Origin of the sequence: Marilutibacter chinensis (assembly GCF_021725675.1) — a bacterium.
In the GTDB taxonomy this organism is placed as follows: Bacteria; Pseudomonadota; Gammaproteobacteria; order Xanthomonadales; family Xanthomonadaceae; genus Marilutibacter; species Marilutibacter chinensis.
In genome coordinates this window covers 96,544-115,163 of sequence record NZ_JAKJPO010000008.1, presented here as the reverse complement: position 1 = coordinate 115,163, position 18,620 = coordinate 96,544, and the positions used below count along the sequence as shown (strand labels likewise).

General features: G+C 69.1%; 15 protein-coding genes and 1 pseudogene. 1 reads left to right on the top strand and 15 read right to left on the bottom strand.

Annotated elements, in window-relative coordinates; all coding sequences use genetic code 11:
- The first annotated feature begins 102 nt into the window (after positions 1–102).
- Positions 103–657: a signal peptidase I gene (gene lepB / locus L3V18_RS12920; protein WP_237055529.1), complete on the top strand. Its 555-nt coding sequence runs from the start codon at positions 103–105 to the stop codon at positions 655–657.
- Positions 658–813: 156 nt separating this feature from the next.
- Here lepB and L3V18_RS12915 read toward each other — a convergent pair whose 3' ends face one another.
- From L3V18_RS12915 to uppS, 15 genes and pseudogenes are all read right to left on the bottom strand, one after another.
- The gene (locus L3V18_RS12915; RefSeq protein ID WP_237055527.1) at positions 814–1,767 is read right to left on the bottom strand and encodes an acetyl-CoA carboxylase carboxyltransferase subunit alpha; all 954 of its coding nucleotides are present in this window, start codon (positions 1,765–1,767) and stop codon (positions 814–816) included.
- 141 nt (positions 1,768–1,908) lie between these two features.
- The gene (locus L3V18_RS12910) at positions 1,909–2,046 is read right to left on the bottom strand and encodes a hypothetical protein (protein WP_237055525.1); all 138 of its coding nucleotides are present in this window, start codon (positions 2,044–2,046) and stop codon (positions 1,909–1,911) included.
- A gap of 13 nt (positions 2,047–2,059) precedes the next feature.
- Positions 2,060–2,383: pseudogene (locus L3V18_RS19480) on the bottom strand (MarC family protein); the annotation flags it as partial.
- 107 nt (positions 2,384–2,490) lie between these two features.
- A complete protein-coding gene (dnaE, locus tag L3V18_RS12905; protein WP_237055523.1) occupies positions 2,491–6,012 on the bottom strand; it encodes a DNA polymerase III subunit alpha in 3,522 nt (1,173 codons plus the stop codon).
- A 147-nt stretch (positions 6,013–6,159) separates the two neighbouring features.
- Entirely contained in the window at positions 6,160–6,789 is a 630-nt protein-coding gene (locus tag L3V18_RS12900; protein WP_237055521.1) for a YkvA family protein, read from the bottom strand.
- Between the two features lie 292 nt (positions 6,790–7,081).
- Positions 7,082–7,726 (bottom strand): ribonuclease HII, encoded by a 645-nt coding sequence (gene rnhB, locus L3V18_RS12895; RefSeq protein WP_237055714.1) that lies wholly within the window; start codon positions 7,724–7,726, stop codon positions 7,082–7,084.
- 1 nt (position 7,727) lies between these two features.
- A complete protein-coding gene (lpxB, locus tag L3V18_RS12890) occupies positions 7,728–8,987 on the bottom strand; it encodes a lipid-A-disaccharide synthase (RefSeq protein WP_425493532.1) in 1,260 nt (419 codons plus the stop codon).
- Between the two features lie 357 nt (positions 8,988–9,344).
- On the bottom strand, positions 9,345–10,127 hold the full coding sequence (lpxA, locus tag L3V18_RS12885) for an acyl-ACP--UDP-N-acetylglucosamine O-acyltransferase (RefSeq protein ID WP_237055517.1): 783 nt from the start codon (positions 10,125–10,127) through the stop codon (positions 9,345–9,347).
- 2 nt (positions 10,128–10,129) lie between these two features.
- Positions 10,130–10,585: a 3-hydroxyacyl-ACP dehydratase FabZ gene (gene fabZ, locus L3V18_RS12880; protein ID WP_237055515.1), complete on the bottom strand. Its 456-nt coding sequence runs from the start codon at positions 10,583–10,585 to the stop codon at positions 10,130–10,132.
- A gap of 53 nt (positions 10,586–10,638) precedes the next feature.
- Positions 10,639–11,652 carry a UDP-3-O-(3-hydroxymyristoyl)glucosamine N-acyltransferase gene (gene lpxD, locus L3V18_RS12875; protein WP_237055713.1) on the bottom strand — a complete coding sequence of 338 codons (1,014 nt, stop codon included), beginning with the start codon at positions 11,650–11,652 and terminating at the stop codon, positions 10,639–10,641.
- Positions 11,653–11,724: 72 nt separating this feature from the next.
- A complete protein-coding gene (bamA, locus tag L3V18_RS12870) occupies positions 11,725–14,244 on the bottom strand; it encodes an outer membrane protein assembly factor BamA (protein ID WP_237055513.1) in 2,520 nt (839 codons plus the stop codon).
- 106 nt (positions 14,245–14,350) lie between these two features.
- Positions 14,351–15,733 (bottom strand): RIP metalloprotease RseP, encoded by a 1,383-nt coding sequence (gene rseP / locus L3V18_RS12865; protein ID WP_237055511.1) that lies wholly within the window; start codon positions 15,731–15,733, stop codon positions 14,351–14,353.
- A gap of 66 nt (positions 15,734–15,799) precedes the next feature.
- Positions 15,800–16,984 carry a 1-deoxy-D-xylulose-5-phosphate reductoisomerase gene (locus L3V18_RS12860; protein ID WP_237055509.1) on the bottom strand — a complete coding sequence of 395 codons (1,185 nt, stop codon included), beginning with the start codon at positions 16,982–16,984 and terminating at the stop codon, positions 15,800–15,802.
- A 2-nt stretch (positions 16,985–16,986) separates the two neighbouring features.
- A complete protein-coding gene (locus L3V18_RS12855) occupies positions 16,987–17,841 on the bottom strand; it encodes a phosphatidate cytidylyltransferase (protein ID WP_237055507.1) in 855 nt (284 codons plus the stop codon).
- The gene (gene uppS / locus L3V18_RS12850; protein WP_237055712.1) at positions 17,838–18,620 is read right to left on the bottom strand and encodes a polyprenyl diphosphate synthase; all 783 of its coding nucleotides are present in this window, start codon (positions 18,618–18,620) and stop codon (positions 17,838–17,840) included. The genes L3V18_RS12855 and uppS overlap by 4 nt, the downstream gene beginning before the upstream one ends.

Genomic DNA, 18,620 nt, shown 5'->3' with positions numbered 1-18,620 from the left:
AAGTCTAGGGGCTATCGGCCAGGACCAGCAGGTTCGCGGGCGACGTGTACCATCGGGCCCGGATCTCACCGCGGATTACACCGCAGATCTCACGGAGGGACGATGACGGGCTGGCGGAGATGGGTGCTTCGGGGGCTGGCGACGCTGGCGGTGCTGCTGCCGGCCATGCTGATCTGCGTCTACTTCATCAATCCGTTCGGCGCGAGGTCCCTTGACCCGCGCCAGCGCATCATCGGTTTCGCGCCTTACCGGATGCCGTCCTCGGCGATGTTGCCGACACTGGAACCGGGCTCGATCGTGATCGTGCGGGCGGGGGCCTACCGGGAGCATGGTCCTGCGCGCGGCGACATCGTCGTCTTCTCGAACCCCGCGGACGGCAACCACTGGCTGCAGCGCGTGATCGGCCTGCCCGGCGAAACGGTATCGATCGAACAGGGACGGGTGTTGATCGATGGTCGTGGCCTGTCCGAGGACTACGTCGATCCCGGCAACGCGGCCATGGCCTACTCGTTCCACATGGAGCCGGTGGAGGTGCCGGAGAACAGCTATCTGTTGATGGGCGACAACCGGGACAACAGCATGGACGGCCGTCTCACGGGGCCGATACATGGAGACGCGCTGGTTGGTCAGGTGGTGGAGATCCTGGCGCCCGAGTGAAACCGCCCATCGACGCTTTGGCACGACTCGCCGCCGTCGCGATTGCCCGTCGGAGCGGGAATACGGCGAAGCCGCAGGGAATCCGCAACATGAAGCGACGCCGCGGCCGCATGCGAAGTCGTCTCTAATGCCCGGCCTGCGCAATCGGCAAAGCGCTCACTCGTATGCGCCGTAGCTCCGCAGGCGGCGATAGCGGCGCTCGACGAGCTCGTCCAGCGGCACCTGAACCAGCGTGTCGATCTCGTTGAGCAGGACAGCCTTCAGGCGGGTCGCCATCTGCTTCGGATTGCGATGGGCACCGCCTATGGGTTCGCGCACGACCTTGTCGACCAGGCCCAGACCGTGCAGCCGCTTTGCGGTCAGGCCCAGTTGTTCGGCGGCATCCTTGGCCTTGGCCGCGTCCTTCCACAGGATCGAGGCGCACCCCTCGGGCGAGATCACCGAATAGGTGCTGTACTCGAGCATCAGTGTGCGGTCGCCGACCCCGATCGCGAGGGCGCCGCCGGAGCCGCCTTCGCCGATCACGGTGCAGACGATCGGGGTGCGCAGCTCGCTCATTTCCAGCAGGTTGCGGGCGATCGCCTCGGACTGGCCGCGCTCCTCGGCGCCGATGCCGGGGTAGGCGCCGGGGGTGTCGATGAAGGTGATCAGCGGCAGCCGGAAGCGCTCGGCAAGCTTCATCAGCCGCAACGCCTTGCGGTAGCCTTCGGGGCGCGGCATGCCGAAGTTGCGCTTGACCTTCGACTTGGTGTCGCGGCCCTTCTCGTGGCCGATGATGACCACGCTGCGGCCGTCGATCCGGCCGAGACCGCCGACGATGGCGGCGTCGTCCTTGAATGCGCGGTCGCCGGCCAGCTCCTGGAACTCGTCGCAGATCACCCGGATGTAGTCGAGCGTGTACGGCCGCGCCGGGTGGCGCGCCAGCTGCGAGACCTGCCACGGGCTGAGATCGCGGAAGATCTGCGCGGTCCGCTGGCGCAGCTTGTCCTGCAGCGCATGCACTTCGGCGTCCACATCCACCGCCGGGCCATGGCTGGCGTGGCGCAGTTCCTGGATCTTGGCTTCCAGGTCGGCGATCGGCTGCTCGAAGTCGAGGTAGTTCGGGTTCATGCGTCGACAGGTCGTGGGCGGCGGGCCGCCGGGAAAGCGCACAGTCTAGCCGACCCCCGCTGTCCGTACCGAGCCGTCTGGTATGGATCTTGCACGGATCGCGTGCCGGCACCTGGCCCGGGCCGCCTGCAGGTTCGGGCGTCAGAGCGTGAAGTAGTCGCTGATCCCGCCCGGTACGCTGGCGGTCGCGACCGAGGCCGGGATCAGGCCCATCATCCGGCTGATGATGCTGGCGCCACTGTTGCCGATCATCCGGTGCAGGCGCGTTGCCAGCAGCATGCACCAGCGCCACGAGCAGCACGGCCAGCATCGTCACCGTGGTCTGCGCCTGCTGCCAGAGGTTGAAACGGTCGTTCTCCGTCAGCAGCACCGCCGACAGCATCGCGCCGGGACCGGCGATCGAGGGCACGGCGAGCGGGAAGATCGCGGTTTCGTGGCCGCTCTCGGCCATCTTCACTTCCTGCTCGGGCTTGCTCTCGCCGAAGATCATCGACAGCGCGAACAGGAACAGCACGATGCCACCGGCGATCTGGAACGCCGACAATGGAATGTCGACCGCGGTCAGGATCAGTTCGCCGGCGACCATGAAGAACACCAGGATCGCCGCCGATATCAGGGGCGCATGCGTCGTCCATCTTGGAACCTGTTCGATGACGCCACCTGGTCCGGGGACATCGGGCGGCGCTCAAGGGAACGGGTGGGCGGAGGGCTGCGACGGTGCGGCTATCCCCAGGGACGCGCGAGCGCCAGCTTGACCGCCTTGACGCCGGGGAGGGCGCGCAGGGTGCCGACGAGGTCGGCGTCGACCCGCACCGCGTGGCTGCCATTGAGGTCGAGCATGCCGGCGGCGCCGGGGCGCAGCAGGTCGAGCCGGATCGGGGTCTTGCCGGGGCGGTGCCGCTCCAGCAGCTCATCGACCCGCTGCCAGATGCCCGGCACGCGCAGGTCGAGCCGCAGCGACAGTCGGCGGGCATGGTTCGCGCACACGCTGGCGTAGTCCCAGCAGCGCTGGGCCTTGAGCGCGAAGCCGCCGCTGAAGCTGTCCTCGCGCAGCCCGCCCTGGACGATCAGCAAGCGGTCGCGGGTGAACAACGATGCGTATTCGGCATAGGTTTCGGCAAAGAACGCGCATTCGAGGCGGCCGCGACCGTCCTCGATCTGCACGAACATCTGGCTGTCGCCCTTCTTGCGCAGCGCGACCACCTGGCCGGCGACGACGCTCTCGACCTCCGGGCGCCAACCGCTGCGGGCCGATTCCGGGCGCGATTCCCAGATCTTCTCCAGGTCGCCCAGATCATGGCCGAGCAGCGCGCGCAGCTCTTCGCGGTAGGGATCGAACGGATGTCCGCTCAGATAGTGCCCGAGGGTCTCGCGTTCGCCGTTGAGCAGTTGTGTCAGCGGCCATTCGGCGACCTCCGGCAGGTCGATGCGCAACTCGGCGACCGGCGATTCGCCGCCGCCGAACAGCGACACCTGGCCGGCGGCACGCTCCCGGGCGAGCTGCTCGGTGGCCTTGAGTACTTCCGGCAACTGCAGCATCAGGCTCGCGCGGTTCCTGCTGAGCGTGTCCAGTGCGCCGGCCTGGACCAGCGCCTCGAGCGCGCGGCGGTTGAGCCGGGCGCCGTCCACGCGCTTGCAGAAGTCGAGCAGATCCCTGAACGGACCGCTGCGGCGCGCCTCGACGATCGCTTCGCAGACACCGCGGCCAACGCCCTTCACCGCGCCGAGGCCGTAGCGGATCGTGTTCGGTGCCACGGCCTCGAACATGTACTCCGAATGCGCGACGTCCGGCGGCAGCACGTCCAGCTTCATCACCCGGCATTCGTCGAGGAAGCCGGTGACCTTGTCGGTGTTGTCCATGTCCGAGGACAGCACCGCGGCCATGAACTCGGCCGGATAGTGAACCTTCAGCCACGCGGTCTGGTACGCCACCAGCGCGTAGGCGGCCGAGTGCGACTTGTTGAAGCCGTACTCGGCGAACTTCTCCATCAGGTCGAAGATCGGCGTGGCCTGGTTCGCCGCGATGCCACGCTCGGCGCAACCGGTCTCGAACTTGGCGCGTTCCTTCGCCATCTCCTCGGGCTTTTTCTTGCCCATCGCGCGACGCAGCATGTCGGCGCCGCCCAGCGTATAGCCGGCCAGCACCTGGGCGATCTGCATCACCTGTTCCTGGTAGACGATGACGCCGTACGTCGGCGACAGCACCGGTTCCAGCAGCGGGTGCGGGTAGCTGACTTCGGTGCGGCCGTGCTTGCGGTCCACCCATTCCTTGTCCATCCCCGAACCGAGCGGGCCGGGACGGAACAGCGCCGCCAGCGCGATGATGTCCTCGAACGTGTCCGGCATGGCGCGCTTGAGCAGCTCGCGCATGCCGCGGGATTCGAACTGGAACACCGCGACCGTGTCGCCGCGTGCGAACAGCTCGTAGCTGGGCTTGTCGTCCAGCGGCAGCGCGGTGATGTCCAGCGGCGGCCGTCCTTCCTTCTCCAGCCGCGCGTTGATCGCCTTCACCGCCCAGTCGATGATCGTCAGCGTGCGCAGGCCGAGGAAGTCGAACTTGACCAGGCCGACCGCCTCGACGTCGTCCTTGTCGAACTGGGTGACCGGATTGCGGCCGCGGCCCTCGCCGTCGTGTTCGGCGTACAGCGGGCAGAAGTCGGACAGCGGGCTGGGCGCGATCACCACGCCGCCGGCATGCTTACCGGCGTTGCGGGTCAGGTCCTCGAGGCTGCGCGCCAGGTCGATCAGGTCGCGCACCTCCTCGTCGCTGTTGTAGCGCTCGATCAGGTCGGGCGAGGCCAGGCCCTCGCTCGTGCGCGACTTCTCGGTCTCGCCCATCGCGTCGGAAAGCGAGATGCCCAGCGTGTTCGGGATCAGCTTGGCAATGCCGTCGACCAGGCCGTACGGGTGGCCGAGCACGCGGCCGGAGTCGCGCACGACCGCCTTCGCCGCCATGGTGCCGTAGGTGATGATCTGGCTGACCCGGTCGCGGCCGTACTTGCGGGCGACGTAGTCGATCACCTCGTCGCGGCGATCCATGCAGAAGTCGATGTCGAAGTCGGGCATCGACACGCGTTCGGGATTGAGGAACCGCTCGAACAGCAGGTCGTAGGGCAGCGGATCGAGGTCGGTGATGCCCAGTGCCCAGGCCACCAGCGAACCGGCGCCGGAACCGCGGCCGGGACCGACCGGAATGTCGTGCTGCTTGCCCCAGTTGATGAAGTCCGCGACGATCAGGAAGTAACCGGGAAACCCCATCTTGATGATGACGTCGAGCTCGGTCTCCAGCCGCTCGTCGTAGTCCTGGCGCGTGCGTCCCGGCGCCAGCGGTGCTTTCTCCAGCCGCCTTTCCAGCCCTTCGCGCGCCTCGCTGCGCAGCCACGACTCGATGGTGTGGTCGGCGGGAACGGGGAATGCCGGTAGCGCGTACTCGCCGAGTTTCATCTCGACGTTGCAGCGCATCGCCAGCGCGATCGCGTTGTCGATCGCGTCCGGCACATCGGCAAACAGTTCGGCCATCTGCGCGGTCGACTTCAGGTACTGCTCGGAGCTGTAGTCCTTCGGCCGCTTGGGATCGTCGAGCACACGGCCCGAGGCGATGCAGACGCGCGCCTCGTGGGCCTCGAAGCCGTCGCGGTGGAGGAAGCGCACGTCATTGCTGGCGACCACCGGCAGGCCCCGCTTGGCCGAGGCATGCAGCGCGAACGCATTGAACGCGTCCTCGCCCTCGCGCCCGGCGCGGGTCAGCTCGATGTGCAGGCGTTCGCCGAACACGCCTTGCCAGTCGGCCAGCCAGGCCTCCGCGTGCTCGTGTTTGTTGGCCACGGTCAGCCGTCCCGCCAGACTGTGGCGTCCGGCCATCACGAACAGCCCCGCGTTGTCCTCGCGCAGCCATTCCGGGCGCATCGCCACGCCATCGGCGCGGTGGCCCTCCATCCACACCCGGGTCAGCAGCCGCGACAGCGTCAGATAGCCGTCGCGATCGCGGCACAGCAGGGTCAGCCGCGATGTCGCCTCGTTGCCGTCGGCCAGCCCGATGTCGGCGCCGATGATCGGCTTGATGCCGGCGCCCTCGGCCTTCCTGTAGAACTTGACCGCGGCGAAGACATTGTTGATGTCGGTGATCGCCACCGCCGGCTGGTCCAGCTCGACGCTGCGCTTGACCAGCTCGCCGATGCGGACGGTGGAGTCGGCCAGCGAGTACTCGCTATGCAGGTGGAGGTGGACGAATCGGGACGCGGACATGCCTGTGCTGGCGCGGTCGGAAGCGACCGTCTTGCAGGCATGCAGGTTAGCAGCCCACCGCACGGGCACAAGGCTTGACGCCGCCGCCCCGACCCCTCACGCGGCCACGGCCGGCGCATCGTCCGGATGCCGCGGCCGCGCGGAGACTCACGAAACCCGGAAACGGCGGTCGGGCGGCGGACGGGTGTCGACGTAATGGCCGCTGCGGACGCGCGTCCTGTGGCGCAGCTCCTCGAGTTCGGCGAGGCGGTCGCGGAACCACGCCTGTCGCCGGGCCTGCGCGTCGCCGCCGGGGTTCTCGCTGGCGCGGTAGTCGCGGAAGTCCCGATACTGCTCGACCTCGGCTTCCAGCGCGGGCCAGGCCAGTTCGAGCATCAGGGCGTCGTCGAGCATGCCCAGGCTCGGGGTGCCGTCCGGGATCAGGTCGTCATCGCGGTCCATGTAGGCGACCAGCCGGGCGACGCGGGCGCGGGTGCCGTCGTCGGTGTCCCAGTCGGGGTCCGCGAGCATCGCGCGGATCAGTTCGATGCGTTCCAGACGATCCGACAGCAGTTCATGGGCGCGCTCGGGAGGCAGCTCGGCCAGCCACTCGGCGGCGGCCTGCAGCCTGGGGACGTCGACCCGCAAGGCATCCGGATGAATCTCGTGCAGCAGCGCGTCGAAACGCGCGACCTCGGCGGGCTGCCACGCCATCACCGCGTTGCGGGCATCGGGCATTGGCGCATCGGCGCCGAAGGGGATCGGTGGGGTCGGTGGATTGAGCAGGGCGGTACGCATGGCACACCTCCGTCGCCGGTCTGCGGTGCCTGCGGGGCGGGCGGGCCGGCGTCGTCGCCGCACCCCTGGGCCGGGCCGCCGGATGGCGGGCCGGCGCGTGCATCCCTGAGGATGCCGCAATCGTTTCTCGTGTCGACAGGGTAGCGCGCGGCGGGCCAACGCGCCGTGACCAGGATCAGCCGCCGCGCTGGTCCGGCGGCACGAACGGGCCCCGGGCGCGTCCCGGGCCTGCCGCCCCGACTGCCTGTTCAGCCGGGTCGGGCGGCCGTGACGGCACGAGTGCCGCCCGGTTTCAACCGGGGACCTGCACGACGCATCCGAGGTCGAGACTGCGCCGCACCGGCGCGAAGCTGCGCCGGTGCGCCGGGCACGGGCCATGCTCGGCCAGCGCGGCGAGGTGGGCTGGCGTGGGGTAACCCTTGTGGGCATCGAAGCCGTATTGCGGCCATTGCGCATGCAGCACGTGCATCGCCCTGTCGCGGGCGACCTTGGCGAGGATCGACGCGGCCATGATCGCCGGTTCGATCCCGTCGCCACCGACAACCGCTTCGCCGGCGCATGCCAGTCCGGACGGCACCAGATTGCCATCGATGCGGGCCAGTCGCGGGCGCGGTTCCAGCAGGGAAAGCGCACGCCGCATGCCCTCGAGGGTCGCCTGCAGGATGTTCAGCGTGTCGATCTCGGCGGGCTCGACGAACACGATCCGCCACGCCAGCGCATGCTCCTGGATCAGCGGGAACAATGCTTCGCGTCTGCGCTCGGTCAGTTTCTTGGAATCGTCGAGGCCGGCCACCGGCCGTGCCGGATCGAGGATCACTGCCGCCACTGCGACCGGGCCGGCCAACGGTCCGCGTCCGGCCTCGTCGACGCCGGCGACATGGGCTTCGCCGTCATCCAGCCGGAACAGATCCCCGTTCACCGGTGCGTCGGCGACCATGTCATCCACTCGCGAGTTCACCCGGTGCGGTGCCTCCGGGCGCGTCCAGCAGGCCGGCGATCGCGGCGGCGGCCTGCGCCGATGCGTCGCGGCGCAGCTGTCGATGGATCGCGGCGAACCGCGGTTCCAACGCCGCGACCGCGGCCGGGTCGCGGAACCAGGCCAGCGCCGCGCCGGCGAGCCCGTCGGCGGTGCAGGCGTCCTGCATCAGCTCGGGCACCACGCGCTCGTCCGCGAGCACGTTCGGCAGCGAGTAACTGTCGACCTTCAACAGGCCCAGCCCCTTGACGATGCGGTAGGTCAGCGGCGCGACTTTGTAGCCGACCACCATCGGGCGCTTGGCGAGCATCGCCTCGAGCGTCGCGGTTCCGGAGGCGAGCAGCACGACGTCGCTGGCGATCATCGCGGTGCGCGCGCGGCCATCGATGAGGTGGACGTCGACCGGGCCGGTAGCGGCTGCGCCAGAGGCAGCCAGCAGCGGTTCGATCGCCGCCCGGCACGCCGCGTTGGCGGACGGCACGACCACCTGCAGTCCGGGTATTTCGGCGGCGATCCGCGTTGCGGCCTCGATGAAGGTCCGTCCCAGTCGCTCGATCTCGCCGAGCCGCGAGCCGGGCAGCACCGCCAGCACCGCACGACCCGGATCCAGGCCGAGCCGTTCGCGGGCGGCGGCGCGGTCGGGCTCCAGCGGCATCTCGTCGGCCAGCGGGTGGCCGACGAAACGCGCGTCGACCCCATGGCGGGCGTATATCGGCGGTTCCATCGGAAACAGGCACAGTACGCAGTCGGCGGAGCGACCGATCTTCGCCGCGCGTTTTTCGCGCCACGCCCAGACCGACGGGCTGACGTAGTGGACGGTACGCGGTCGGCCGTGCTCGCGGCGCTGCTTGAGCCAGCGTTCGACGCCGAGATTGAAATCGGGCGCGTCGATGCCGACGAAGACATCGGGCTTCCATTGCTGCAGCCGCCGGCGCAGTCCGCGGCGCAGGCGCAGCAGCCGCGGCAGATGACGCAACACTTCCGACAGGCCCATCACCGCCAGTTCGCCGGCGTCGTGCCAGGTGTCCAGGCCGGCGGCGCGCATGCGGTCGCCGCCGATGCCGGCAAACTCGGCATCGGGGCAGCGCTGTCGCAACGCCTCGATCAGGCCCGCGCCGAGCAGATCGCCAGAGGCTTCGCCTGCGACCAGGGCGATGCGGAGGCGGGTGGATCGAGGGCCGGGGGCAGGGGACAAGACGGTGGGCCGTGTGGTCGTGTGCAGGAATGATAGAACAGCGTCAGCCCCGGGCAGGGCCGACAGCTGCTGCAAGAATCGCGGTGATCCCGGGAACCGGCTCCGCGGACATCCGCCGCAGCGGCAGCCCGGTCGGCCCGCTCCGGTGGGCAGTCGTGCCAAGCCCGAAGACCCGCGGAACAAAAGCGCCAGCCGCGGGTCGTGCGGATGAACATGGATCGGAACCATCAAAGGCAGGATCCGCATCATCCGTGTAGATCCGCGGCTCCCGGGTTCCGGAGCCTTAGAGTCGCGGGAACGGCGTAAGCCGCGATCCGGCTTTCATGGGAAGGCCCGGTCGCGGCTTGGGCCGCTTCTACGCAGAACCAGGGCAGCTCTCAGCCCTCAGCGCAGCAACGGACGCTCGCCGCTTTCGATGAAGTCGAGCAGGGCGCGGACGTCCTCGCTTTCGTTCGCGAGCTCCGCAAGCTTTCCGCGGGCCTCGTCCAGCGAGGAGCCGGCCACGTACAGCGCCCGGTAGGCGCGCTTGATCGCGCCGATCCGCGCGCTGTCGAAGCCGCGGCGTTTCAATCCCTCGCTGTTGATCCCGCGCGGGCGGCCGTAGCCGTCCTGGGCGACCATCACGAACGGCGGCACGTCCCCGTTGACGAACGCGCCCATGCCGACGAACGCATGCGCGCCGATCCGGCAGAACTGGTGGACACCGGCGAAACCGCTGAGGATCACGTGGTCGCCGACGGTGACATGACCGGCGAGGGTCGCGTTGTTGGAGAACACGCAGTGGTCGCCGACGACGCAGTCGTGCGCCACGTGGGTGTAGGCCAGCAGCCAGTTGTCGTTGCCGATCCGGGTCACCCCGCCGCCGCCGCCGGTGCCGCGGTTGAGGGTGACGAACTCGCGGAAGGTGTTGCGGTCGCCGATGACGAGCTCGACCCGTTCGCCGGCGAACTTCTTGTCCTGCGGCTCGCCACCGACCGCACAGTGGCCGATGAACCGGTTGTCGCGGCCGATCGTGGTAGGACCCGTCACCGAGCAGTGCGGACCGAATTCGCATCCATCGCCGACGATCACACCGTCGCCGATGTAGCAGAAGGCGCCGATGCGCACGTTCTCGCCGATGCGGGCACCGGGTTCGACGATGGCAGAGGGATGGATGGCGGCCCGCATCGTCAGGCATCGACCTCGGCGCAGAGGATGTCGGCGCAGGCGGCCTGCTTGCCGTCGACCCGGGCGACGCCGCTGTAAAGGGCCATGTTGCGGATGGTGCGCTTCAGGGTGACCTCGAGCTCGAGCCTGTCGCCCGGCACCACCATCCGCGAGAACTTCGCATTGTCGATCTTGACCAGGTAGAACAGCCGGCCGTCGACGGTGCCGTCGCCTGACAGCTGGGTCAGCAGGCCACCGGCCTGGGCCAGCGCCTCCACGACGAGTACGCCCGGCATGACCGGATGGCCGGGAAAGTGACCGTTGAAGAACGGCTCGTTGACGGTGACGTTCTTGTAGGCCAGCACGCGTCTGTCGGGCTCGAACTCGACCACCCGGTCGACCAGCAGAAACGGGTAGCGGTGCGGCAGTACCGCCTGGATGGCGGTGACGTCAATCGGCAACTTCACGGTCGAGCTCATCGTGTTTCCTTGCAGGTACATTCCGGCGCGGTCGACCGCGCCGGCGGGATGCATTACGGCTCCGCGCGCTGGATACGGCGGGCGAGCGCGTCGAGGTGCTTGAAGCGGGCGGCGTTCCTGCGCCAGTTGCGATTGTCCATCAGTGGCGTTCCGGACGAATATTCGCCCGGCTCCCGGATCGAACTGGTGACCAGGCTCATCGCGGTGATCACGACGCGATCGCATATCTCCAGGTGGCCGAGGACTCCGGCGGCCCCACCGATCAGGCAGTAGCGGCCGATCCTCGCGCTGCCGGCCACCGCCGAGCAACCCGCCATCGCCGTATGCGCGCCGATCGTCACGTTGTGGCCGATCTGGATCTGGTTGTCGAGACGGACGTCCTCGCCGAGCTCGGTGTCCTCGATCGCACCGCGGTCGATGGTGGTGTTGGCGCCGATCTCGCAATCGTCGCCGATCACCACGCCGCCGAGCTGGGGCACGTTCAGCCAGCGGCCGTTGTCCATCGCCAGTCCGAAGCCGTCGGCGCCGATCACCGCGCCGGGATGGATGCGGACGCGTTGCCCGAGACGGACCCGCGTCACCAGGGTGACCCGGGCGACCAGTTCGGAACCGGCGCCGATCACGCAGTCCTCGCCGATCACGCTGCCGGGGCCGATCGTCGCGCCTGCCTCGACGCGGCTGCGCGCACCGATGCTGACGAAGGCGCCGACGTGGGCGTCGGCCGCGATCTCGGCGGAGGGATCGATCGCCGCGGAGGCGTGGATGCCCGGCGGCCGGTCGGGAACCGGCGCGAACAGGGCGGCAATACGGGCGAACGCCGCGTACGGATCGCGGGCGACCAGTGCCGTGCCGGCGAAGCCGGCGGCGTCGTCCTCGCGCATCACCACCGTGCCGGCCCGGGTGGCGGCGAGCTGGCCGCGGTATTTCGGGTTGGCGAGGAAGGCCAGCTGCGAGGGGCCGGCGCCGGCCAGCGTCGCGACGCCCTCGACGACGGTGTCGCCGTCGCCATGCACGGCCAGGTCGAAACGCTCGGCCAGTGAGGCGACGGTATGCGAGGACTGGTTCATCGCGGGTGCCTTCATCGCGGGAGCCTCCATCGAGATCCCCGCCATGCGGTCAGGCACGGCGGGCGAGGACGATCAGAACGCACCGCCGAACGTGAACTGCAGACGCTCGATCTCGTCGTCGTCTTCCTTCTTGATCGGGTAGGCGTAACTGATCGAGATCGGACCCATCGGCGAGCGCCACAGCAGCGCGACGCCGGTCGATGCACGCAGTTCGCCCGCATCGAAGGCATCGACGTCCTCGAAGACGTTGCCGAAATCCACGAACGCCGAGACGCGCGCGGCCGGGCTGTCGAACAGGGTCGGGAAGATCGCCTCGATCGAGCCGACCGTCTTCACCGAGCCGCCGACCGGCTGCAGGTAGGTGCTGCCCTCAAACGGCGCCTCGCGCGGACCCAGGGTGTTGTCGCGGAAACCGCGCACCGAGCGCACGCCGCCGGCGTAGAAGTTCTCGAAGAACGGCAGGCCGTCGGCGGTGACCGTCTTCACGTAGTCGGTCGAGTCGGTCTCGCAGGGATCGCTGGGGTCCGGACCGGGAACCCACACGGCCGGGGTGTCCGGATCGTTGTCGTCGTCGACGAGCGAGCCGTTGGTGAAACAGATGTTGCGCGAGACCGCGTCGTCGTAGTTGTCGCCGTAGCCGAGCTCGGCGCGGGTGTTGACGACCAGCCAGCGCGACAGCGGCCAGTACTTGGAGATGTTGTAGTTGATCTTGAAGTACTCGACCGTCGAGCCGGGCAGGGTGGCCTCCAGCCACAGCCGCTGCGAAGTGCCGCGGGTCGGGGTCAGCGCGTTGTTGAGCGTGTTGCGCGACCAGCCGATCTCGCCGCGCCAGGCATGGAAGGTGCGCTGGCCGATCGCGTCGATGTAGTCGACGATCGATTCCGGCGTCTGGCCGCGGAACGCGAAGATCTGGTTGCTGTCGATGCCGAACAGGCCGGTTATCGAGCCGGTCTCGGTGATCGGGATGCCGAACACCGCCTGCGCCGCCGCGTTGGTGCTGGAGTACTGGGCGGTGTTGAAGTTGCCGTAGTCGTACTCGCGCCACCACAGGTTGTAGCCCAGCGACATGCCGCTGTCGGTGAAGTACGGGTTGACGTAGGAGAAGTCGTAGCGCTGCAGGTAGTCGCTGCGCTGGGCCTGCACCGACATGCGGTTGCCGGTGCCGAGGAAGTTGTTCTGCGAGACCTGGACCTGCGCGGTCAGGCCGCTGAGCTGGGAATAGCCCAGGCCGAACACGAAGCTGCCCGAGGTTGTCTCCTTCAGGCTGTAGACCACGTCGACCTGGTCGTTGCTGCCCGGCACCGGCTGGGTGTCGACGTTGACCTCCTCGAAGAAGCCCAGGCCCTGCAGGCGGATCTTGGAACGGTCGATCGCCGCCTGCGAGTACCAGGCGCCCTCGAACTGGCGCATCTCGCGGCGCAGCACCTCGTCGCCGGTTCGGGTGTTGCCCTTGAACACGATCTGGCGCACGTTCACGCGCGGCCCGGGAACGACCTGCAGGTTGACGCCGACGGTCTTGTTCTCGCGGTCGATGTCCGGAATCGTGTTGACCTGCGCGAACGCGTAGCCGACGTTGCCGAGGGTCGCGGTGATCGCGTCGGAGCTGACCTCGAGCAGGCGCCGCGAGAAGGTCTGCTCGGGCTTGACCAGCACCAGCCGTTCGATCTGCTCCTTCGGCAGCACGGTATCGCCGGTGACCTCGACGCTGGAGACGGTGTACTTGTCGCCCTCGGTCACGCCGGCGGTGATGTACATGTCCTGGCGGTCGGCGCTGATCGAGACCTGCGGCGAGTCGATGCTGAAATCGACGTAACCGCGGTCGAGGTACCAGGAGTTGAGCTTCTCCAGGTCGCCGGAGAACTTCTCGCGCGAGTACTGGTCGTCGCGTCGGTACCAGCTCAGCCAGTTGCTCTCGCGCGACTCCCAGTTCTCCAGGATGTCCTCTTCCTCGAAGCTGTCGTTGCCGATCAGGTTGACGTGGCGGATCTTGGCCGCCTTGCCTTCCTTGACCTCGATGGTCAGGTCGACGCGGTTGCGGTCCAGCGTCGTCACCGACGGTGTGATCTCGACGTTGTACTTGCCGCGGTTGTTGTACTGGCGGGTCAGCTCCTGGGTGACCCGGTCGAGGGCGAGCCGGTCGAAGGTGTTGCCTTCCGAAAGGCCGATCTCGTTGAGGCCCTTCATCAGGTCCTCGGTCTGGATGTCCTTGTTGCCGGTCAGGGTCAGCTTGTTGATCGCCGGGCGCTCGCGCACGGTCACCACCAGGATGTCGCCCTGGCGCGACAGGGTGATGTCCTCGAAGAAACCGGTACGGTAGAGGGCGCGGATCGCCTCGCCGGCGCGGGCCTGGTCCATCACGTCGCCGCGCTCGACCGGGAGGTAGGTGAACACCGTGCCGGCGGCGATCCGCTGCAGGCCGTCGACGCGGATGTCGCTGACGGTGAAACCGGTGGCCGGGGCCGCGGCCGCGGGATCGAACGGGCTCGGCAGGGCCGGCGCCGTCGTCTGTGCCATCGTGGGCAGGGCCGTTGCCGGATACAGCGCGGTGGACAGGGCAAGGGCGAGCAGGCGGCGGGTCGGGGTTCGCGTCATCATCACGTCCGGTTGGAGGTTCGGCTACACGGCCCCCGGCAAGCGGATGCCGGGTGCGATGCATAACGCCCGCAGCGCGGGCGTCGGGAGGTCAGGGGTGCCGGCATCATGGGATCAGGTTGTTCACGATGTCGTTGTAGAACGCCAGACCCATCAGCCCCGCGATCAATGCGAGGCCGACATATTGCCCGGCGGCCATGACGCGCTCGCTCACCGGGCTGCCCTTGACCAGCTCGATAAGGTAATACAGCAGGTGACCGCCGTCCAAGATCGGGATCGGCAGCAGGTTCAAGATGCCCAGGCTGAGCGACAGCAGGGCCAGGATCGACAGGTACCAGGCGATGCCCTGGCCGGCGAAGGCATTGGTCGCGCGGGCGATGGTGATCGGCCCGGCGACGGTGTTCTCGACCGAGACCCGCCCGGTGAAGGCCCGGCCGATCATCGCGAACAGCTCGCGGGCCTGGTGGCCGGCCTCGGCGAAGGCCGCCGGCACCGCCTCGACCGGACCGTAGCGGAGCAGGGCGTCCTTGGGCGCCCGGCCGCGTTCCGGCGAGGTCACTCCCAGCGCCCAGTACTGGCGACCGTCCTCGGCCGTCGCCAGGCGCGGCTGGATCTCCAGTGCAAGCCGCTCGCCGTCGCGCTCGACCTCGATCATCGCCGTGCCGCCACGCTCGCCCAGTTTCTGGACCTCGGGGCCGATGTCGTTCCAACTGCGGATCGGTACGCCGTCGATCGCGGTGATCAGGTCGCCCTCGGCCAGGATGCCCCACGCCGCGAGCTCCGGTTCGACCTGGCCGACGACGGCCGGGGTCAGCGCGTGTCGCGGAAGCAGGCCGATCACTCTGATCGCATCGCGTTCGTCGAAGTCTTCGGGCAGACCGCCCAGCGGCAGCTCGACGGTGCGTCCCTGGCCTTCGGCATCCTCGACCCGCAGGTCGACGTCGGTACGGTCCAGCGCCGCCGGCAGCAGCGCCATCTGCACCTCGCTCCAGGTCGGGGTCTCGCGTTTGCCGACGGCGCGAATGGTGTCGCCGGGCTGCAGGCCGGCCTCGGCGGCGATCCGCTCGACCTGTCCGACCACCGGCGCATAGTCCGGCCGCCCGATCACGAACATCCCCCAGAACAGCGCCACGCACAGCGCCAGGTTGGCGATCGGGCCGGCGGCGACGATCGCGATCCGCTTCCAGACCGGCTTGCGGTTGAACGACTGTTCCAGCTCCTCCTCGCCGGGAGCGCTGTCGCCGCCGTCCTGGAACATCTGGTTCTCGTCCAGCATCTTCACGTAGCCGCCGAGCGGAATCGCCGCGATCACGTATTCGGTGCCGTCGCGGCCGCGTTTCATCCACAGCGGCTTGCCGAAGCCGATAGAGAAGCGCAGCACCTTGACCCCGCAGCGGCGGGCGACCCAGAAGTGGCCGTATTCGTGGATCGTCACCAGCACGCCAAGGCTGACGATCAGCCACCAGGCCGAACCGAGGAACTCAGCCATGGCGGTCACCGTGGATCTGCGAAGGGGCTGGGGAGGTCATCTGCGGGGCGGGAGTCGGGGCGGGGATCAGGTCAGACGCGTGACCGCGGCTTCGGCATGGCGGCGCGCCTCGCGATCGGCCTCGGCGAGCACCTCGAGGGTGTCCGCCGCGATCGGGGGCAGTGCTGCCAGGGTGTCCTCCACCAGGGCGGGTATCGACAGGAAACCCACCTGGCGCTGAAGAAAGGCTGAAACTGCGACCTCGTTCGCAGCGTTGAGGGTCGCCGGCGCGGTGCCGCCGGCGGCGAGCGCCTCGAATGCCAGCCGCAGGCACGGAAAGGCCTCCTGGTCCGGCGCCTCGAAATCCAGGCGGCCACCCTGGGCGAGCAGGTCCAGGCCGGAGACCCCGGATTCGATCCGTTCCGGCCAGCCCAGGCCGACCGCGAGTGCGGTCCGCATGTCCGGCAACCCCAGCTGGGCGAGGGTCGAACCGTCGATGAACTCGACCAGCGAGTGGACCAGGCTCTGCGGGTGCACCAGCACGTCGATGCGGGTGCCGGGCACGCCGAACAGGTGGTGGGCCTCGATCACCTCCAGGCCCTTGTTCATCAGGGTCGCGGAGTCGACCGAGATCTTCGGGCCCATCGACCATTTGGGGTGGGCGACCGCCTGTTCGGGGGTGACCGCGGCCAGCGTGTCGCGGCCGCGGCCGCGGAACGGGCCGCCGGAGGCGGTGAGTACGATCCGGCGCAGGCCGCCGCGCGCATGCGCGTCCGGCAGGCACTGGAAGATCGCGTTGTGCTCGCTGTCGATCGGCACGATCGTCGCCCCGCCTTCGCGAGCGGTACGCATCAGCAGCTCGCCGGCCAATACCAGCGATTCCTTGTTGGCCAGCAGCAGGCGCTTGCCGGCCCGTGCCGCCGCGAGCGTCGACGGCAGTCCGGCGGCACCGACGATGGCCGCGACCACGGTGTCGCAGGCATCGCTGGCGACCAGCGCCGCGAGCGCGTCGCCGGCATGCGCCCGGGTGTCCAGGCCGGCCGCGCGCAGGCCGTCGCGCAGCGCCGGGAACGCGGATGCGTCGTCGATCACCGCGTGGCGAGGGCGGTGGCGGCGGCACAGATCGAGCAGCGCCCCGACGTTGCGCCCGGCCGCGAGCACGCTGGCGCGCAGGCGGTCCGGGTGACGGGCGATCACGTCGAGTGCGGAGCTGCCGATCGAACCGGTCGCACCGAGGACGGCGACTTCGAGGCGGGAGAAGGCGGCCGGCATTCTCAGAACCCGAACATCGCCTTCGCCAGCGCGAACGCCGGCAGTGCCGCCAGCACGCCGTCGAGGCGATCGAGCACGCCGCCGTGGCCCGGGATCAGGTGGCCGGAATCCTTGAGCCCGACGTGGCGCTTGAGCAGGCTTTCGAACAGGTCGCCGATCACCGAGAACAGAACCGCGATCACGCTGGCCAGCACCACCCATGGCAACTGTGCCGGGGGGGCGCCGGCGAACAGGCCGAAGCCGACGCCGGCCGCGACGCCCGCGAGGAGGCCGCCGAGCAGGCCCTCGAAGGTCTTGTTCGGACTGATCCGCGGCGCCAGTTTGCGGCCCTTGAACAGCCTGCCGCCGAGGCGCCGGCCCGCGAAGTAGGCGCCGGAATCGGCGGCCCAGACGATCGCCAGCGCGACCAGCAGCCAGCGATGGCCGGCGTCGCCGTTGTCGGCGTGGATCCACGCCAGCGCGCACCACGCCGGGACCAGGCTCAGGGTCCCGGCGGCGAGTTTGATCGCGCGGGCGTGGGTCGCATGGTCGCTGGCGAACCGGTAGCGGCCGAGCCAGGCCAGCGCCAGCAGCCACCAGACCACGCCGATCACGGTGGCGATCTGCAACAGCACGAAGCTGAATCCATTGCCCGAGCGCGACGCCCAGACCAGCGCGACCATCAGTGCGAGGTTGGCCGCCAGCAGCACCGAGCGGGCGAGGCTGTCGTCGACCTCGGCCAGGTCGAACCATTCCCACAGGCCGGCGAGGAAGACCACCGCCGCCAGGGCCATCAGCCAGGGCGTGGGCAGCAGCAGGATGGCGGCGATCGCCACCGGCGCCATCACCAGGGCGGCGAGCAGGCGGGTACGGGTCATGCGGAATTCTCGTTGTCTTGGGCGACCGGCTCGCGGCCGGCGACCTGGGCGCCGGTCAGGCCGAAGCGGCGCTGGCGGCCTGCATAGTCGTCCAGCGCGACCTGCAGTGTCGTCGCGTCCAGCTCCGGCCACAGCAGCTCGGTGAACCAAAGTTCGGTGTAGGCGAGCTGCCAGAGCAGGAAGTTGCTGATCCGCAGGTCGCCGCCGGTACGGATGAACAGGTCCGGCGGCGGCAGGTCGGCGAGGGCGACGCGCGAGCCGAGCAGGCGCTCGTCGATGTCGGCCGGGGCCAGCCGGCCGGCGGCGACGTCCTCGGCCAGCGACCGCGCGGCCTGGGCGATGTCCCAGCGGCCGCCGTAGCTGGCGGCGATGTTCAGGTGCAGCCGCCGGTTGCCGGCGGTGACCGACTCGGCGTGGTCCATGCGCTGGCGGATCGCGTCGCTGAAGCGCGCGCGCTCCCCGATGAAGCGGATCCGGACACCGCGGCGGTGCAGTTCCTCGACTTCGCGTTCGAGCGCGTTGAGGAACAGTTTCATCAGCGCGCCGACTTCTTCTTCCGGGCGCGCCCAGTTCTCGCTGGAGAACGCGAACAGGGTCAGCGCGCGGATGCCGCGCTCGAGGCAGAAGTCGATGCAGACATTCACCGCGCGGGCGCCGGCGCGGTGGCCGATCATGCGCGGGCGCCGCCGGCGCTCGGCCCAGCGCCCGTTGCCGTCCATGATGACGGCCAGGTGGCGGGGGATGCCGGCCGGCGCGGTATTGGCGGGATCGGAGGCCAT

Excerpts from the sequence above, each read along its gene's own strand:
- lepB (WP_237055529.1), top strand. The coding sequence starts at position 103 with ATGACGGGCTGGCGGAGATGGGTGCTTCGGGGGCTGGCGACGCTGGCG.
- L3V18_RS12915 (WP_237055527.1), bottom strand. The coding sequence starts at position 1,767 with ATGAACCCGAACTACCTCGACTTCGAGCAGCCGATCGCCGACCTGGAA.
- L3V18_RS12910 (WP_237055525.1), bottom strand. The coding sequence starts at position 2,046 with ATGCTGCTGGCAACGCGCCTGCACCGGATGATCGGCAACAGTGGCGCC.
- dnaE (WP_237055523.1), bottom strand. The coding sequence starts at position 6,012 with ATGTCCGCGTCCCGATTCGTCCACCTCCACCTGCATAGCGAGTACTCG.
- L3V18_RS12900 (WP_237055521.1), bottom strand. The coding sequence starts at position 6,789 with ATGCGTACCGCCCTGCTCAATCCACCGACCCCACCGATCCCCTTCGGC.
- rnhB (WP_237055714.1), bottom strand. The coding sequence starts at position 7,726 with ATGGTCGCCGACGCACCGGTGAACGGGGATCTGTTCCGGCTGGATGAC.
- lpxA (WP_237055517.1), bottom strand. The coding sequence starts at position 10,127 with ATGCGGGCCGCCATCCATCCCTCTGCCATCGTCGAACCCGGTGCCCGC.
- fabZ (WP_237055515.1), bottom strand. The coding sequence starts at position 10,585 with ATGAGCTCGACCGTGAAGTTGCCGATTGACGTCACCGCCATCCAGGCG.
- lpxD (WP_237055713.1), bottom strand. The coding sequence starts at position 11,652 with ATGAACCAGTCCTCGCATACCGTCGCCTCACTGGCCGAGCGTTTCGAC.
- bamA (WP_237055513.1), bottom strand. The coding sequence starts at position 14,244 with ATGACGCGAACCCCGACCCGCCGCCTGCTCGCCCTTGCCCTGTCCACC.
- rseP (WP_237055511.1), bottom strand. The coding sequence starts at position 15,733 with ATGGCTGAGTTCCTCGGTTCGGCCTGGTGGCTGATCGTCAGCCTTGGC.
- L3V18_RS12860 (WP_237055509.1), bottom strand. The coding sequence starts at position 16,984 with ATGCCGGCCGCCTTCTCCCGCCTCGAAGTCGCCGTCCTCGGTGCGACC.
- L3V18_RS12855 (WP_237055507.1), bottom strand. The coding sequence starts at position 17,841 with ATGACCCGTACCCGCCTGCTCGCCGCCCTGGTGATGGCGCCGGTGGCG.
- uppS (WP_237055712.1), bottom strand. The coding sequence starts at position 18,620 with ATGGCCTCCGATCCCGCCAATACCGCGCCGGCCGGCATCCCCCGCCAC.